This is a genomic window from Xanthomonas sp. MUS 060 (genome assembly GCF_000963215.1).
Lineage (GTDB): Bacteria > Pseudomonadota > Gammaproteobacteria > Xanthomonadales > Xanthomonadaceae > Xanthomonas_A.
This window is the reverse complement of record NZ_JZIM01000011.1, coordinates 80,958-98,921: the sequence shown is the minus strand read 5'-3', so window position 1 is coordinate 98,921 and position 17,964 is coordinate 80,958. Positions and strand designations below refer to the sequence as shown.

Below are 17,964 nucleotides of genomic sequence, written 5' to 3'. Positions count from 1 at the left end.
GTACACCGTGTCCTGCAGGATGTCCTGCGGGTTGAGGTAGTAGATCTCGTAGGCGCCGTAGTTACTGGTGCTGCGCAACTCGTTGTGGGCATTTTTGCCGTTGTTGCGCCAGCTCGGTTGATCCAGGCGCACCGGCGCGGCGGTGCTCGTGGTCTGGGTCACCACCACGTTCTGACGCACGTTGTTCAGCGCGCTGGCATGCAGCGCCAGCGTGCCGGCAATCTCGATGGTGGAGCCGAGGTTGTCCACCCGGGCGGCATTGCCGATGGCCTGTTGGTTGCCATCCAGCGCTCCGCCGATGGACGCATCACCATCGCTGTAGATCAAGGCGCTGTCGGTGTTGCTCAACTGGCCCACGCCGATGTCCAGGCGCTGGCGCGCGGCCACGGTGCCGGCATGGGTCACCCCGGCCACGCTCTCGGCACGGTTGAGCAAGGTGCCCGCGGCGATGGCGATGTGGTCGCCATACACGCGCCCGGTGCCCACGTTGTCCACGGTCGCCGCTTGCAGTTGGGTCAGCGCGCCGTCGATCAGGCCGCGATTGGTCAATTGCCCGCCGGCCTGCACGTGGGTGACGCCCTGGCTGCTGATTTCGCCGCTGGCTGGCCGCGTTGTCCACATTGGAAGCAGACACATCCAGATTGCCCGCGCGCAGCACGCCCTGGTTGAGCAGATCGCCGTCGGTGTGCACGGACAGGGTGCCGTTGGCGATCAGTTGCCCGGTATTGGTCAGGCTTTCGTGCAGGTTCAGGCTCAGATCGCCCTGGGATTGCACTTGTCCATCGCCACTGAGCGCGCGCGCGGCCAGGAACTGGTTGCCTTGCGAACGCAGCATGCCAGCGGTGTTGGTCAGCGCGTCGGCATGGGTGTTCAAGCTGCCGCCGGAGGCGATCCGTCCACCGCTGTTATCCAGCCCCGCGCTCAATTGCACGCTGCTGGCGCCGTTGCTGAGCACCTGGCCCTGCTGGTTGTTCAGCGCCTGCGCCTGCAGTTGCAGTTGTCCGGCCTGTACGCCCAGCGTGTTGCCGGCAGTGAGGGTGTTGCGGTTGTCCAGCGTCGCCGCGGTGAGGCTCAACAAACCATTGGCCGCGAGCAACCCGGCCTGGTTGTTCAGATCGCCGCCCAGGGTCAGGGCCAGGGTCTGCCCACCTTGGACCCGACCGCCCGCGTTGTTCAACGTCGCCGCGTTCAACGCCAGATTGCCCGCCGCGCTCAGGCTGCCGGCAGCGCTGTTGTCCACGCTGCTCAACCCCAGCCGCGCATCACCCTGGGCAAAGACGACGCCACCGCGATTGTCCAGGCTGCCGCCATCCACTTGCAGACGACCACCGGCCAACAGGCCACCGTTGGCCCCGGAGCCAGTGTTGACGATGGCCTGGCCGTCGGTTTGCACCGATAGGTCGGTCTTGGACTGCACCCGCCCACCCGCGTTGAGGAGGGGACCGCTGTGCACGGACAGTGCGCCGCTCTGGCTACCCAGGGTGCCGCTGCTGTTATCCAGCGTCTGCCCCTGGGTGTCCACGCTCAGCGTGCCGCCGACCACGCTGCCGCTCCGGTTGGATAGCCCAGCGCTTTGCAGTTGCGCAGCACCGTTCGCCTGGAGGATGCCCGCGTCGTTATCCAGGGCTCCGCCGAGCTGCGCGCTCATGTCACCACCGGCCACGACCGTGCCGGTACTGCTGTTATCCAGCGTGCCGGCCGTCAGGGCCAGTTGGCCGCCGCTGGAGATCACCCCGTGTGCGTGGTTGTCCAGTGCGCCGTCCACCTGCACCTGCAAGGCGTTGCCGGCGGCCGAGACGATGCCGCCCTGGTTCGCCAGACTGGCCGCGTTGAGCTGCCCGGCGCCGCCCAGCAGGAGCTTGCCTTGCTGGTTCTGCAGATCCTGCGCAATACGCAGCGTCGACAGGCCCTGACCCGCCGCCTGCACGCTGCCCTGCACGTTGAGCAGGCGCTGCGCGTGCAAGGCCAGCACGCCATTGCTACCGATCGCGCCGCCGGTATTGTCCAGCGTCCCGCCAACGTTGAGGTTCAATGCCTGGGTGCCGCTGGCGGTCAGGTGGCCGCCGGCGGTGCTGAGCGTGCCGGTGGTGATCGCGATGGTCTGCGCCGTGGTGGTGCCATGGCTCAGGTCGGTACTTTGCCCGGTGATGCCCAGGGTGCCATTGCTGACGATGCTGCCGCCGCTGCCACTCAGCGTGTCCGCCGCAATCTGCAATTGTCCGTTGCCGGCGTGCTGGATGGCGCCCTGCGTGTTGTTCAGCGATGTCGCTTGCACGGTCAGATCGCCATTGCTGGCCACTGTGCCGCCGGCGTTGTTCAACGCCTGCGCGTGCAGCACGCTGGCGGCATTGCCGCTGGCCACGATCCGCCCACCTGCGCTGTTGTCCAGCGTGCCGGCCTGCACCTGGAGGCTGGCCGCGCCCAGGGTGCCCTGGCGTTGATCCACCGTGTTGGCCGTCAAGGTGAGCGCGGCGCTGCTGACGATGCTGCCTTGCGTGTTGGTCACGCCGTTGGCGGTGAGCGCCAGTCCCTGGCTGCCAGTGTGGCTGAGGGTGCCGTGGGCGTTGATCAATTGGTCCGCGCTGATGGACAGCAGGCTGCCGTTGCTGGCCACGGTGCCCTGGGTGTTGTCCAGTTGCCCGCTCACCACGATGTCGCTCTCGGCGCTGCCCGCCGCGGTGAGAGTGCCGCCGCGGTTGGACAGCGCGCCGGCCTGCAAGACCAGCGCACCATTGCCGGCGATGCTGCCGCCGTCGTTGTCCAGCGCACCGCTCAGATGCAGCGTCATGGCCTGGTCGCCGGTGGCCATCACGTGACCGCCCGCGGTGTTCAAGGTGTCGGCGAAGAGGGTGATCTGTTTGGCCTGGGTCGTGCTGCCCGCGCCCAGTTCCAGATCGCCGCCGCTCAGTTGCAGGCTCCCTTGCGTCAGCACCTTGCCGCCGGCGCCCTGCAGGGTCTGCGCGGCCACGCTCAAGGTGCCGTCGCCGGCGTGCTCGATCGCGCCCAAGGTGTTGTCCAGTGTCGCCACGCGCACGCTGACGTCGCCGCTGGCGGCCAGGCGACCGCCCTGGCTGTTATCCAACAGGCTCGTCGCTCCGATCTGCAACGCCGCACCGCCAGCGGCGAGCACGCTGCCGCCGCGATTGAGCACGCTGTCGGCCTGGACCATCACCGCGCCATTGGCCGACAGTGTCCCGGCCGTGTTGTCCAGGGTGCCGCCGATGGTCAGTTGCGCCCCGTCGTGGCCGGCCGCCAGCAGCGTGCCGCCGCCGTTGTCCAGCGCGCCGGCCTGCAGGGTGATCCCCGCGTTGCCGAGCAGGCGACCGCCATGGTTGTTCAAGCCACCCTGCACCTGCAGGGCAAGCGTCTGCGTGCCCAGCGAAGTCAATTGGCCACCAGCGGTGCTCAGGCTATCGGCGTGGATGCCGATCCACTGCGCCGACGTGTTGCCCGCGCTCAGGTCGATTGCACCGCCGCTCACCGTCAATCCGCCGTTGCTGAGCAGCCGGCCACCGCTGCCGGCCAGACTGCCGGCGGCGATGCGCAACATCCCGCTACCAGCCTGCTGCACCTGGCCGTTGGCATTGCCAAAGGTACCGGCCCCCAGGCTCAGATCGCCATTGCTGGCGATACTGCCACCGGCGCCGTTGTCCAGCAGATCGCGCACTTGCACGCTGGCCGCCTGCGTGCCGGTGGACAGCAAGCTGCCGCCGCGGTTGTCCAGGCTGTCGGCTTGTACATCCAGCATGCTGGCGCTCGTCGTGGCGGCGCGATGGTCGATGCTGCCAGCCCGCCAGACCAGCGCACCCGGCGTGGCGATCTGGCCGCCGGCACCGGACCAGTCCTGTGCGGTCAGGCTCAGCCCTTGGGCGCCGCTGTGGGTGATGTGCCCATTGACGTTGAGCACCGTCTGCGCGTCCAGTTGCCACGCCGCCGCGTTGCTGGACAGCACGCCGCCAGTGTTGTCCAGCAGGCCCTGCACGTGCCAGGCCGTCGCATCGCTGCCGCCATGGCGCAGGCTGCCACCTTGGTTGCTCAACGAAGCCGCGTTCAAGCCCAGCGCGTTGGCCACGTCCAGGTGGCCCTGGTCGTTGACCAGCGCACCCAGTTGCAAATCCGCATCGCCGTACACCGCCAGGGTGCCGGCCTGGTTGCGCAGGTCTCCGCGCACGCTCAGCGCGGCCACGCCCAGACGTCCGGCGCTGTTGTCCAGCCCGGAAGCCACCGACACGGCGATCGGGCCAGCACCATCGATGCGCCCGCCGTCGTTATCGAGCGCACCGGCGATGCTCAACAGGCCTGCGGCCAGCGGCGCGCCGGTCGTGGTTTGGCCGCTGCCGGAGTTTGGCGTCGTGCCGCCACCGGACGTGGTGCCAGCGCCGCCGGTGCCGCCGCCGCCGCTCGTCCCAGTGCCCGTGCCAGTTCCGGTGGCAGGCGTGTTCCCCTGTCCGTCGCTGCCGGCCACCGTCCCCAGGCTGCCCTGGGCGCGGTTGCTCAGGCTGCCTGCATTCACTCCCAGTGCTTGCAGGCCGGTCTGCTCGATCTTGCCACCCTGGTTGCGCAACGTCGCCGCCGCGATCTGCAAGCGCTGCGCATTGAGCGTGCCACCGCTGTTGTCCACATCCGCGGCGGTGTTGACCTGCAAGGTGCCACGCGCACTGACCACGCCGGCATTGGCGATGCCGCCGCTGGCCGCGATCTGCGTGTCCTGCTGCGATTGCAGCGCACCGCTGTTCTGCAGACGGCCGTCCACCGTGACCACCAGTTCGCCCGCCTGCGCGCCCAGGTTGCCCGCGTTGCGCACACCCACGCCGTGCTCGTTGCCGATCAGCCAGATCTTGTTGGCGAACATGCCACCCAGCGCCCCGACATCCAGCGCGAACGTCGGCGCCGTGCCGCTGGCCGCCTGCGCGGTGATCTGGTGTTGATCGGCGCTGACCACGTTGCTGCCGAGCACCGCCTGCACTTGATTGGCCCAGATCCCCGCGTTGACCTGCACCGCACGCGCCAGCAGGCCGGTGTAGTCGGCGCCACGGCTATCCAGGCCGGCGCCGGTAATCTGGATCGTCCCGCCGCTCACCCGATACCCATCCAGCGCACCGTTGGAGACCAGCGGTGTGCCGGTGGTCAGCGTGACCCGGCTGGCGTTGAGGAAGCCGCCGCCATCGACCTGGATGCCCGCCGGATTGGCGATGACCACTTCCGCCCGCGCCCCGGCCACTTCCACGTAGCCACCCAGTTGGCTGACCGGCCCGTTGACCTCGTTGAGGATCACCTTGGCGCCGGTGGACAGCCACGGATTGCCCTGCACCCAACCGCCCAGTTGGGTCTGGCTCTGCACGGGGGAGTTGTTGAGGATCGCTCCCTGCCGGCCCACGTCGAACTGGCTGTAGCTGTTGCGCTACACCCCCGCCGCCGAGGGCGTGGTGATGTTCACCAGCGGCACGCCATTGGCGGCGTTGAGCACCGTCGGGCGCTGCGCGCCGGGTGCAGTGGGATCGCCCACGATGCGCCCCATCGCCTGCGCCTGCGCCGCACCGGACATCCCCACACCTGCAAGTACCCAGCACAGCGCCCAGCACAGGCGGGTCATCCGTGTCGGGCCCGCGTCCGCGCCACGCAACGCACTGCCCGCCGGGCGGCGCACCTGTTCCGAGGCGACCTGCCACACGCGCAGCGCCCGGTTGAACACCAGTCGATAGATGCGATTCATGTCACTGCTCCTTGTGAGCGCTTAAAGGTGCCAGGTCAGGCTGAGGCCGAACGTGCTGTAAGAAATGGGCAAATGCGCCGGATGCTGTAGCGGTGCGCCGACGAAACCATCCACGCTGATGTGCTGCCAATTGCCGCGCAGGCCCAACGCCAGACCGGTCAGCTCCTGACCCGCCTGGAATTGCGCCGACGGCCCGCCGATCCGCCCGGTATCGGCAGCCAGATAGGCTTCCAGGCCGCTGCCCAGTACCAGGTCCAGTTCGTTGCGCAGCAGCCAGCCGCGCTCGCCGCTGAGCGTCAATTCACCATCGAAGCCGCGCACCGTGTAGCGCCCGCCGATGGCAAAGCGGTCCTGCGGCGATAGCGGCGTGCGGTTCCACTGCGCGCGCCAGGCGGCGGTGTAGCGCAGACGCTGGCCACCAAGCTGGAACGGCACCACCAGTTGCGCATCGGCCAGGATCAAGGCCATCCGCGAGGTCCCGTCCAGCGGCAACTGCGGTGCGAAGGCGTGCGCGCGCTCCTCCGGCGAACGCAGCGCGCCGAACGCCCCGGTGCCGCGGCGATAGGCCACACTGCCATCCAGCGTGGCCTTGCCCAGGAACTGCCGATCGGTCAGCCCCAGTTCCCAGCCGGCGGTGCGCCGACGCTGCACCAGAATCTCGGTGTCGTCGATGGCGCTGTTGGATTGCCGCCACCAGCCACGCCCATACACCCCGATCTTGGTCTTGGCATTGCGCAGCAGCAGACGATCCACACGCGCTTCGGCATTGCGGCTGCGGCCGCTGTAGTCGTAGGTCTGGGTGGCGCCGGCCACCGGCTGGACGTAGTCGTAGGCGCTGGCGGTCACCCCGAACAGCCAGTAGCGATAGGGAACATCGTAATGCGCCGTCCAGCTGTCGGTGGACTGGCCGGCGGCGTTGAACACGCCCTTGCCCAGGCTGACGTAGAACAGGTCGTTCACGTGCAACGGGTTGTCCCACGACACCGTGCCGTTGGCCTGCATCTTGCCGGTCGCCTTGCTGCCGGCATCGTCCAGGCTCAGGCTGGCGCGCAGGCGCCGGTGCTGCTGCCAGGCAATGGCCAGGTCGCTCTCGCCCGGCCCAACGCCCTCGCCCTGCGCCGGGGCGATCTGGATATCCGCCGTCACCGTCGGCACCCGCTGGAAGTTCTCCAGCCCCTGCTCGATATCGCGCAGATTGAGCAATGCCCCGCTGTGCGTGGGCACCGCGTTCCACACCGCCGCATGCGCCGTCGCCGGCGTGGTGAAGCCCACCGCGTGCACGTAACCGGGCACCAGCGATAACCGCAACGTGCCGCCAGTGAGATCCTGTGGCGCCGCCAGCACCCGCGTGGTCACATAGCCACGCGCAATCACCGCGTTCTGCACCCGCGTCATCACCAGATTGATGCCCTCGGTGCCCAAGCAGCGTCCGGTCGCCGGATCCTGCTTCGGATCGGCCGCCTTCAAGGCCCAGGCAAACGCCTTGGCCTGCGTGCCATCAAGGACGATATGGTTGATCCGGAAACACGGCGACTCCTGCGCCGGCAGGCGTTGCACGCCATCGACCGGCGCGGCTTGCAACCGCACATCCGGCCGGGCCTCCTGCTGCTCGCGCAACACCCGCTCGCGCTCTTGCTGCAACAGCAACTGCTGCGCCGCAGGATCGCTGGCCTGTTGCGCCAACACCGGCGAACCAACCCCTGCCAATAAGGCAATACACCACTTGGCGCGATTGCGCGCCATCCCCTTCCTGCGAATATCCATCTATGGATGAAGCGCTCCAGCCCAGTGACACAATCAAACAACAACCGAGCCTGCGCCGGTCCCCTTTGTCTACATAAGAATACTCAGCGGCCTGACGGAGGCACAGACACGATGGATATTTGTCTACCAAAAGAGACGAAATGTGCGCGACTTCCAGGGTACTTATCCCAACACATGGCCGCGTGTCGGTGCTAAAGACTTGAGCCGCTGAAACGCATCGGCCTTCACCGCATGCCGCGCTCAATCCATCGACACATGAGCACGCCAACTAGGGCGGCCGTGCGAAGGTGGAAGCGGTCCGGCAAGTGACGGATCGTTAGCCCTGGCAGAGCTCGCCGAGCGACTAGGCCCCGTCATCAATTAAGTAAAACCGCGTTGTCCACATTGGAAGCAGACACATCCAGATTGCCCGCGCGCAGCACGCCCTGGTTGAGCAGATCGCCGTCGGTGTGCACGGACAGGGTGCCGTTGGCGATCAGTTGCCCGGTATTGGTCAGGCTTTCGTGCAGGTTCAGGCTCAGATCGCCCTGGGATTGCACTTGTCCATCGCCACTGAGCGCGCGCGCGGCCAGGAACTGGTTGCCTTGCGAACGCAGCATGCCAGCGGTGTTGGTCAGCGCGTCGGCATGGGTGTTCAAGCTGCCGCCGGAGGCGATCCGTCCACCGCTGTTATCCAGCCCCGCGCTCAATTGCACGCTGCTGGCGCCGTTGCTGAGCACCTGGCCCTGCTGGTTGTTCAGCGCCTGCGCCTGCAGTTGCAGTTGTCCGGCCTGTACGCCCAGCGTGTTGCCGGCAGTGAGGGTGTTGCGGTTGTCCAGCGTCGCCGCGGTGAGGCTCAACAAACCATTGGCCGCGAGCAACCCGGCCTGGTTGTTCAGATCGCCGCCCAGGGTCAGGGCCAGGGTCTGCCCACCTTGGACCCGACCGCCCGCGTTGTTCAACGTCGCCGCGTTCAACGCCAGATTGCCCGCCGCGCTCAGGCTGCCGGCAGCGCTGTTGTCCACGCTGCTCAACCCCAGCCGCGCATCACCCTGGGCAAAGACGACGCCACCGCGATTGTCCAGGCTGCCGCCATCCACTTGCAGACGACCACCGGCCAACAGGCCACCGTTGGCCCCGGAGCCAGTGTTGACGATGGCCTGGCCGTCGGTTTGCACCGATAGGTCGGTCTTGGACTGCACCCGCCCACCCGCGTTGAGGAGGGGACCGCTGTGCACGGACAGTGCGCCGCTCTGGCTACCCAGGGTGCCGCTGCTGTTATCCAGCGTCTGCCCCTGGGTGTCCACGCTCAGCGTGCCGCCGACCACGCTGCCGCTCCGGTTGGATAGCCCAGCGCTTTGCAGTTGCGCAGCACCGTTCGCCTGGAGGATGCCCGCGTCGTTATCCAGGGCTCCGCCGAGCTGCGCGCTCATGTCACCACCGGCCACGACCGTGCCGGTACTGCTGTTATCCAGCGTGCCGGCCGTCAGGGCCAGTTGGCCGCCGCTGGAGATCACCCCGTGTGCGTGGTTGTCCAGTGCGCCGTCCACCTGCACCTGCAAGGCGTTGCCGGCGGCCGAGACGATGCCGCCCTGGTTCGCCAGACTGGCCGCGTTGAGCTGCCCGGCGCCGCCCAGCAGGAGCTTGCCTTGCTGGTTCTGCAGATCCTGCGCAATACGCAGCGTCGACAGGCCCTGACCCGCCGCCTGCACGCTGCCCTGCACGTTGAGCAGGCGCTGCGCGTGCAAGGCCAGCACGCCATTGCTACCGATCGCGCCGCCGGTATTGTCCAGCGTCCCGCCAACGTTGAGGTTCAATGCCTGGGTGCCGCTGGCGGTCAGGTGGCCGCCGGCGGTGCTGAGCGTGCCGGTGGTGATCGCGATGGTCTGCGCCGTGGTGGTGCCATGGCTCAGGTCGGTACTTTGCCCGGTGATGCCCAGGGTGCCATTGCTGACGATGCTGCCGCCGCTGCCACTCAGCGTGTCCGCCGCAATCTGCAATTGTCCGTTGCCGGCGTGCTGGATGGCGCCCTGCGTGTTGTTCAGCGATGTCGCTTGCACGGTCAGATCGCCATTGCTGGCCACTGTGCCGCCGGCGTTGTTCAACGCCTGCGCGTGCAGCACGCTGGCGGCATTGCCGCTGGCCACGATCCGCCCACCTGCGCTGTTGTCCAGCGTGCCGGCCTGCACCTGGAGGCTGGCCGCGCCCAGGGTGCCCTGGCGTTGATCCACCGTGTTGGCCGTCAAGGTGAGCGCGGCGCTGCTGACGATGCTGCCTTGCGTGTTGGTCACGCCGTTGGCGGTGAGCGCCAGTCCCTGGCTGCCAGTGTGGCTGAGGGTGCCGTGGGCGTTGATCAATTGGTCCGCGCTGATGGACAGCAGGCTGCCGTTGCTGGCCACGGTGCCCTGGGTGTTGTCCAGTTGCCCGCTCACCACGATGTCGCTCTCGGCGCTGCCCGCCGCGGTGAGAGTGCCGCCGCGGTTGGACAGCGCGCCGGCCTGCAAGACCAGCGCACCATTGCCGGCGATGCTGCCGCCGTCGTTGTCCAGCGCACCGCTCAGATGCAGCGTCATGGCCTGGTCGCCGGTGGCCATCACGTGACCGCCCGCGGTGTTCAAGGTGTCGGCGAAGAGGGTGATCTGTTTGGCCTGGGTCGTGCTGCCCGCGCCCAGTTCCAGATCGCCGCCGCTCAGTTGCAGGCTCCCTTGCGTCAGCACCTTGCCGCCGGCGCCCTGCAGGGTCTGCGCGGCCACGCTCAAGGTGCCGTCGCCGGCGTGCTCGATCGCGCCCAAGGTGTTGTCCAGTGTCGCCACGCGCACGCTGACGTCGCCGCTGGCGGCCAGGCGACCGCCCTGGCTGTTATCCAACAGGCTCGTCGCTCCGATCTGCAACGCCGCACCGCCAGCGGCGAGCACGCTGCCGCCGCGATTGAGCACGCTGTCGGCCTGGACCATCACCGCGCCATTGGCCGACAGTGTCCCGGCCGTGTTGTCCAGGGTGCCGCCGATGGTCAGTTGCGCCCCGTCGTGGCCGGCCGCCAGCAGCGTGCCGCCGCCGTTGTCCAGCGCGCCGGCCTGCAGGGTGATCCCCGCGTTGCCGAGCAGGCGACCGCCATGGTTGTTCAAGCCACCCTGCACCTGCAGGGCAAGCGTCTGCGTGCCCAGCGAAGTCAATTGGCCACCAGCGGTGCTCAGGCTATCGGCGTGGATGCCGATCCACTGCGCCGACGTGTTGCCCGCGCTCAGGTCGATTGCACCGCCGCTCACCGTCAATCCGCCGTTGCTGAGCAGCCGGCCACCGCTGCCGGCCAGACTGCCGGCGGCGATGCGCAACATCCCGCTACCAGCCTGCTGCACCTGGCCGTTGGCATTGCCAAAGGTACCGGCCCCCAGGCTCAGATCGCCATTGCTGGCGATACTGCCACCGGCGCCGTTGTCCAGCAGATCGCGCACTTGCACGCTGGCCGCCTGCGTGCCGGTGGACAGCAAGCTGCCGCCGCGGTTGTCCAGGCTGTCGGCTTGTACATCCAGCATGCTGGCGCTCGTCGTGGCGGCGCGATGGTCGATGCTGCCAGCCCGCCAGACCAGCGCACCCGGCGTGGCGATCTGGCCGCCGGCACCGGACCAGTCCTGTGCGGTCAGGCTCAGCCCTTGGGCGCCGCTGTGGGTGATGTGCCCATTGACGTTGAGCACCGTCTGCGCGTCCAGTTGCCACGCCGCCGCGTTGCTGGACAGCACGCCGCCAGTGTTGTCCAGCAGGCCCTGCACGTGCCAGGCCGTCGCATCGCTGCCGCCATGGCGCAGGCTGCCACCTTGGTTGCTCAACGAAGCCGCGTTCAAGCCCAGCGCGTTGGCCACGTCCAGGTGGCCCTGGTCGTTGACCAGCGCACCCAGTTGCAAATCCGCATCGCCGTACACCGCCAGGGTGCCGGCCTGGTTGCGCAGGTCTCCGCGCACGCTCAGCGCGGCCACGCCCAGACGTCCGGCGCTGTTGTCCAGCCCGGAAGCCACCGACACGGCGATCGGGCCAGCACCATCGATGCGCCCGCCGTCGTTATCGAGCGCACCGGCGATGCTCAACAGGCCTGCGGCCAGCGGCGCGCCGGTCGTGGTTTGGCCGCTGCCGGAGTTTGGCGTCGTGCCGCCACCGGACGTGGTGCCAGCGCCGCCGGTGCCGCCGCCGCCGCTCGTCCCAGTGCCCGTGCCAGTTCCGGTGGCAGGCGTGTTCCCCTGTCCGTCGCTGCCGGCCACCGTCCCCAGGCTGCCCTGGGCGCGGTTGCTCAGGCTGCCTGCATTCACTCCCAGTGCTTGCAGGCCGGTCTGCTCGATCTTGCCACCCTGGTTGCGCAACGTCGCCGCCGCGATCTGCAAGCGCTGCGCATTGAGCGTGCCACCGCTGTTGTCCACATCCGCGGCGGTGTTGACCTGCAAGGTGCCACGCGCACTGACCACGCCGGCATTGGCGATGCCGCCGCTGGCCGCGATCTGCGTGTCCTGCTGCGATTGCAGCGCACCGCTGTTCTGCAGACGGCCGTCCACCGTGACCACCAGTTCGCCCGCCTGCGCGCCCAGGTTGCCCGCGTTGCGCACACCCACGCCGTGCTCGTTGCCGATCAGCCAGATCTTGTTGGCGAACATGCCACCCAGCGCCCCGACATCCAGCGCGAACGTCGGCGCCGTGCCGCTGGCCGCCTGCGCGGTGATCTGGTGTTGATCGGCGCTGACCACGTTGCTGCCGAGCACCGCCTGCACTTGATTGGCCCAGATCCCCGCGTTGACCTGCACCGCACGCGCCAGCAGGCCGGTGTAGTCGGCGCCACGGCTATCCAGGCCGGCGCCGGTAATCTGGATCGTCCCGCCGCTCACCCGATACCCATCCAGCGCACCGTTGGAGACCAGCGGTGTGCCGGTGGTCAGCGTGACCCGGCTGGCGTTGAGGAAGCCGCCGCCATCGACCTGGATGCCCGCCGGATTGGCGATGACCACTTCCGCCCGCGCCCCGGCCACTTCCACGTAGCCACCCAGTTGGCTGACCGGCCCGTTGACCTCGTTGAGGATCACCTTGGCGCCGGTGGACAGCCACGGATTGCCCTGCACCCAACCGCCCAGTTGGGTCTGGCTCTGCACGGGGGAGTTGTTGAGGATCGCTCCCTGCCGGCCCACGTCGAACTGGCTGTAGCTGTTGCGCTACACCCCCGCCGCCGAGGGCGTGGTGATGTTCACCAGCGGCACGCCATTGGCGGCGTTGAGCACCGTCGGGCGCTGCGCGCCGGGTGCAGTGGGATCGCCCACGATGCGCCCCATCGCCTGCGCCTGCGCCGCACCGGACATCCCCACACCTGCAAGTACCCAGCACAGCGCCCAGCACAGGCGGGTCATCCGTGTCGGGCCCGCGTCCGCGCCACGCAACGCACTGCCCGCCGGGCGGCGCACCTGTTCCGAGGCGACCTGCCACACGCGCAGCGCCCGGTTGAACACCAGTCGATAGATGCGATTCATGTCACTGCTCCTTGTGAGCGCTTAAAGGTGCCAGGTCAGGCTGAGGCCGAACGTGCTGTAAGAAATGGGCAAATGCGCCGGATGCTGTAGCGGTGCGCCGACGAAACCATCCACGCTGATGTGCTGCCAATTGCCGCGCAGGCCCAACGCCAGACCGGTCAGCTCCTGACCCGCCTGGAATTGCGCCGACGGCCCGCCGATCCGCCCGGTATCGGCAGCCAGATAGGCTTCCAGGCCGCTGCCCAGTACCAGGTCCAGTTCGTTGCGCAGCAGCCAGCCGCGCTCGCCGCTGAGCGTCAATTCACCATCGAAGCCGCGCACCGTGTAGCGCCCGCCGATGGCAAAGCGGTCCTGCGGCGATAGCGGCGTGCGGTTCCACTGCGCGCGCCAGGCGGCGGTGTAGCGCAGACGCTGGCCACCAAGCTGGAACGGCACCACCAGTTGCGCATCGGCCAGGATCAAGGCCATCCGCGAGGTCCCGTCCAGCGGCAACTGCGGTGCGAAGGCGTGCGCGCGCTCCTCCGGCGAACGCAGCGCGCCGAACGCCCCGGTGCCGCGGCGATAGGCCACACTGCCATCCAGCGTGGCCTTGCCCAGGAACTGCCGATCGGTCAGCCCCAGTTCCCAGCCGGCGGTGCGCCGACGCTGCACCAGAATCTCGGTGTCGTCGATGGCGCTGTTGGATTGCCGCCACCAGCCACGCCCATACACCCCGATCTTGGTCTTGGCATTGCGCAGCAGCAGACGATCCACACGCGCTTCGGCATTGCGGCTGCGGCCGCTGTAGTCGTAGGTCTGGGTGGCGCCGGCCACCGGCTGGACGTAGTCGTAGGCGCTGGCGGTCACCCCGAACAGCCAGTAGCGATAGGGAACATCGTAATGCGCCGTCCAGCTGTCGGTGGACTGGCCGGCGGCGTTGAACACGCCCTTGCCCAGGCTGACGTAGAACAGGTCGTTCACGTGCAACGGGTTGTCCCACGACACCGTGCCGTTGGCCTGCATCTTGCCGGTCGCCTTGCTGCCGGCATCGTCCAGGCTCAGGCTGGCGCGCAGGCGCCGGTGCTGCTGCCAGGCAATGGCCAGGTCGCTCTCGCCCGGCCCAACGCCCTCGCCCTGCGCCGGGGCGATCTGGATATCCGCCGTCACCGTCGGCACCCGCTGGAAGTTCTCCAGCCCCTGCTCGATATCGCGCAGATTGAGCAATGCCCCGCTGTGCGTGGGCACCGCGTTCCACACCGCCGCATGCGCCGTCGCCGGCGTGGTGAAGCCCACCGCGTGCACGTAACCGGGCACCAGCGATAACCGCAACGTGCCGCCAGTGAGATCCTGTGGCGCCGCCAGCACCCGCGTGGTCACATAGCCACGCGCAATCACCGCGTTCTGCACCCGCGTCATCACCAGATTGATGCCCTCGGTGCCCAAGCAGCGTCCGGTCGCCGGATCCTGCTTCGGATCGGCCGCCTTCAAGGCCCAGGCAAACGCCTTGGCCTGCGTGCCATCAAGGACGATATGGTTGATCCGGAAACACGGCGACTCCTGCGCCGGCAGGCGTTGCACGCCATCGACCGGCGCGGCTTGCAACCGCACATCCGGCCGGGCCTCCTGCTGCTCGCGCAACACCCGCTCGCGCTCTTGCTGCAACAGCAACTGCTGCGCCGCAGGATCGCTGGCCTGTTGCGCCAACACCGGCGAACCAACCCCTGCCAATAAGGCAATACACCACTTGGCGCGATTGCGCGCCATCCCCTTCCTGCGAATATCCATCTATGGATGAAGCGCTCCAGCCCAGTGACACAATCAAACAACAACCGAGCCTGCGCCGGTCCCCTTTGTCTACATAAGAATACTCAGCGGCCTGACGGAGGCACAGACACGATGGATATTTGTCTACCAAAAGAGACGAAATGTGCGCGACTTCCAGGGTACTTATCCCAACACATGGCCGCGTGTCGGTGCTAAAGACTTGAGCCGCTGAAACGCATCGGCCTTCACCGCATGCCGCGCTCAATCCATCGACACATGAGCACGCCAACTAGGGCGGCCGTGCGAAGGTGGAAGCGGTCCGGCAAGTGACGGATCGTTAGCCCTGGCAGAGCTCGCCGAGCGACTAGGCCCCGTCATCAATTAAGTAAAATTAACTGATGCGACCCGGTCGATGGCGCCGAGGAAGTTGCAGGCCGTCTTGTCGTATCGGGTGGCAATGGCCCGGTACTGTTTGAGTTTGGCAAAGAAGTTCTCGATCAGATGTCGATCCCATTGATCGTCTCGCAGGGCGTCGCGACGTGCCATGGCAGAATGAGGCGGAAAGGGGCAACAAGCATCGCCTATCCGCCGAGCAATTGATGACAGGCCCTAGGCGTCGAGCCCACTCAAAACGGCTTCGCCAGCACCAACCAGATCACCACCAGCAACACCAATACCGGCACCTCGTTGAACAGCCGCAGCGCGCGCGAGGACGGCAGCGCCTGCTGCCCTACCCACTTGAGCCAGCGTCCGGTGAACACATAGTAGGCCAGCATCAACGCCACCAAGCCCAGCTTGGCGTGCAACCAACCGCTGTGGTCCGGCACGACCATGGTCGGGAAATTTGGCAGCACCTTATAGCCTAGCCACAGCACCAATCCCAGTAACAACGCCAGACCGAACATGCTGTGGCCGAAACGGTACAGACGACGCCCCATCAGTGCCAGCCGCTCCTGCACCTGCGGCTGGCCCGTGCTCTCGGCCGCGTTGACCAGGATGCGCGGCAGGTAGAACACCGCCGCCATCCAGGCGATCACGAACAGCAAATGCAAGGACTTGATCCACAGATAGAGTTGCATGCGCTGGCTCCAGGTCGCTGGCGTAGGATGTCGTGCCATTTTGTCCCATTCGTCCCGCGACCGCACGGACCCACGCGCGCATGCACAAACAATACGACGCCGACTACTTCCAACGCTGGTACCGCCGCGACGGCATCGGCAATGCCGCGCGTCTGGCACGCAAGGTCGCACTCGCCATCGCGCAGGCCGAGTACTACTTGGAACGCCCGATCCGCAGCGTGCTCGACATCGGCTGCGGCGAAGGGGCTTGGCGCGCGCCGCTGCTGAAACAACGCCCCAAGCTGCGCTACCTCGGTTTCGACAGCAGCGACTATGCGGTCGCCCGCTATGGCCGCCAACGCAACCTGCACCCGGCGCGCTTCGGCGATTTCGCCTGGCTGCGACCGTGCGCCCCGGTGGATCTGCTGGTGTGCTCGGATGTCCTGCACTACGTCCCCAGCCGCGAATTGCGCCAGGGCCTGCCAGGCCTGGCCGAGCTGTGCGGCGGGGTCGCATTCCTGGAGACCTTCACCGCGCAGGACGACTTCGATGGCGACCATGCCGAGTTCCAGCCACGTGCAGCACGCTGGTACCGACGCCAATTTGGTGCAGTCGGCTTGCGCCCGGTGGGCAGTCACTGCTGGCTGAGCCCCGCGATGGCGGGCGATGCAGCGGCGCTGGAGACGACAGGTCCGCCCCCCTGTTAAGGAGCAACCGACCGCGATAGGTTATGCTGCACAGCAGCATACGCTCAGGATGGGAACACCGGCATGCTTTACCAATTGCACGAACTGACCCGCAACCTGCTCGCGCCCTGGGTCCACCAGGCCGAGGCCAACGCCAAGATCTTCTCCGACGCCAACAGTATATGGTCGACGCTGCCGGGAGCCGACCGGTTCGCCGCCAGCAACGAGCTACTGCATCGTCTGGGCAAGGACTACGAGAAACCGGCTTGGTCTTTGGATCATGTCGAAATCAACGGCCACGCGCTGCCGATCGTCGAGCAGGAAGTCCTGCACAAACCGTTCTGCCGCCTGCTGCGCTTCAAGCGCTTCAGCGACGACACCGCCATCGTGGACAGCCTCAAGCAGCAACCCGCCGTGCTGGTGGTGGCGCCGCTGTCCGGCCACCATGCCACGCTGCTGCGCGATACCGTGCGCACCCTGCTACGCGACCACAAGGTCTACGTCACCGACTGGATCGATGCACGCATGGTGCCGCAGAGCGAAGGCGACTTCGGCCTGGACGACTATGTCGACTACGTGCAGGAATTCATTCGCCATATCGGCGCCGCATCGCTGCACGTGATGAGCGTGTGCCAGCCGACCGTGCCGGTGCTGGCGGCGGTGTCGTTGATGGCCGCGCGCGGCGAAGTCACACCGCGCTCGCTGGTGATGATGGGCGGGCCGATCGATGCTCGACACAGCCCCACCGAGGTCAACAACCTGGCCACGCGCAACACGCTGTCCTGGTTCGAGCACAACCTCATCCACACCGTGCCGTCGGCGTATCCCGGCCATGGCCGCCAGGTGTATCCGGGCTTTTTGCAGCACATCGGTTTTCTGGCGATGAACCCGAGCCGGCATTTCATGTCGCACTGGGATTTCTACGCCAACCTGATCAAAGGCGATTTGCAGGACGCTCAGGCGCACCGCCGCTTCTACGACGAATACAACGCGGTGCTGGACATGCCGGCCTCCTACTATTTGGATACGATCCGGGTGGTGTTCCAGGAGTTCCTGCTGCCGCGTGGGGAATGGACGGTCGGCGGCGAACGCGTGGATCCATCGGCGATTCGCGACACCGCACTGCTCAGTATCGAAGGCGAACTGGACGATATTTCCGGCCTCGGCCAGACCGCGGCGGTACACGAGCTGTGCACCGGCATCGCCGCGCAGCGCCGCCAGCATCTGGAAGTGAAAGGCGCCGGCCATTACGGCATTTTCAGCGGCCGCCGCTGGCGCGAGATCGTCTATCCGCAGGTACGCGCCTTCATCGCCGCCAATGCCGGTGCAGCCAAGGCTGCGGTGCCGGTCGGCAACATCAGCCCACTGAAGCAACGTCGCAACAACGACAAGACACGCTGAACACACCGCCATGGCGGCATAGGGGATGAGCGCTGACGCGGTGAAACCCGCCGCGTCGTCAATGCATTGGCAGCGACCAGCGCTTCGGTGAAAATCGAACGACCTTCGACCGGATCACGCCA

The 17,964-nt window shown here is 67.2% G+C and carries 9 protein-coding genes and 3 pseudogenes; 2 read left to right on the top strand and 10 right to left on the bottom strand.

Annotation, left to right across the window (positions count from 1 at the left end; all coding sequences use genetic code 11):
• The 10 genes and pseudogenes from XANALMUS060_RS22045 to XANALMUS060_RS11480 form a co-directional block, all read right to left on the bottom strand.
• The coding region (locus tag XANALMUS060_RS22045) for a hypothetical protein (protein ID WP_235430457.1) at positions 1-348 on the bottom strand (348 nt) is incomplete at its 3' end.
• The gene (locus XANALMUS060_RS11500; protein ID WP_052688153.1) at positions 308-5,341 is read right to left on the bottom strand and encodes a filamentous hemagglutinin N-terminal domain-containing protein; all 5,034 of its coding nucleotides are present in this window, start codon (positions 5,339-5,341) and stop codon (positions 308-310) included. The genes XANALMUS060_RS22045 and XANALMUS060_RS11500, both read right to left, overlap by 41 nt.
• 60 nt (positions 5,342-5,401) lie before the next feature.
• Positions 5,402-5,713 (bottom strand): autotransporter outer membrane beta-barrel domain-containing protein, encoded by a 312-nt coding sequence (locus XANALMUS060_RS22040; protein ID WP_052688151.1) that lies wholly within the window; start codon positions 5,711-5,713, stop codon positions 5,402-5,404.
• A 21-nt stretch (positions 5,714-5,734) separates the two neighbouring features.
• Positions 5,735-7,477 (bottom strand): ShlB/FhaC/HecB family hemolysin secretion/activation protein, encoded by a 1,743-nt coding sequence (locus XANALMUS060_RS11495; RefSeq protein WP_045738513.1) that lies wholly within the window; start codon positions 7,475-7,477, stop codon positions 5,735-5,737.
• A gap of 356 nt (positions 7,478-7,833) precedes the next feature.
• Positions 7,834-10,029 (bottom strand): hypothetical protein, encoded by a 2,196-nt coding sequence (locus XANALMUS060_RS23050; protein WP_343122975.1) that lies wholly within the window; start codon positions 10,027-10,029, stop codon positions 7,834-7,836.
• 360 nt (positions 10,030-10,389) lie between these two features.
• Positions 10,390-12,627: pseudogene (locus XANALMUS060_RS23045) on the bottom strand (filamentous hemagglutinin N-terminal domain-containing protein); the annotation flags it as partial.
• A gap of 15 nt (positions 12,628-12,642) precedes the next feature.
• Complete coding sequence (locus XANALMUS060_RS22035) at positions 12,643-12,954, bottom strand: autotransporter outer membrane beta-barrel domain-containing protein (protein ID WP_052688151.1); 312 nt, start codon at positions 12,952-12,954, stop codon at positions 12,643-12,645.
• A gap of 21 nt (positions 12,955-12,975) precedes the next feature.
• Complete coding sequence (locus tag XANALMUS060_RS11485) at positions 12,976-14,718, bottom strand: ShlB/FhaC/HecB family hemolysin secretion/activation protein (RefSeq protein ID WP_045738513.1); 1,743 nt, start codon at positions 14,716-14,718, stop codon at positions 12,976-12,978.
• Positions 14,719-15,078: 360 nt separating this feature from the next.
• Positions 15,079-15,204, bottom strand: a pseudogene (locus tag XANALMUS060_RS18635) (IS5/IS1182 family transposase); the annotation flags it as partial.
• A 119-nt stretch (positions 15,205-15,323) separates the two neighbouring features.
• Positions 15,324-15,776 carry a CopD family protein gene (locus XANALMUS060_RS11480; RefSeq protein WP_045738512.1) on the bottom strand — a complete coding sequence of 151 codons (453 nt, stop codon included), beginning with the start codon at positions 15,774-15,776 and terminating at the stop codon, positions 15,324-15,326.
• Positions 15,777-15,856: 80 nt separating this feature from the next.
• Between XANALMUS060_RS11480 and XANALMUS060_RS11475 the strand changes: the two genes are divergently transcribed.
• Positions 15,857-16,462, top strand: coding sequence for a class I SAM-dependent methyltransferase (locus tag XANALMUS060_RS11475; RefSeq protein ID WP_045738511.1), 606 nt, complete (start codon positions 15,857-15,859; stop codon positions 16,460-16,462).
• Positions 16,463-16,525: 63 nt separating this feature from the next.
• A pseudogene (phaZ, locus tag XANALMUS060_RS11470) lies at positions 16,526-17,755 on the top strand (polyhydroxyalkanoate depolymerase); the annotation flags it as partial.
• Between the last annotated feature and the right edge of the window lie 209 nt (positions 17,756-17,964).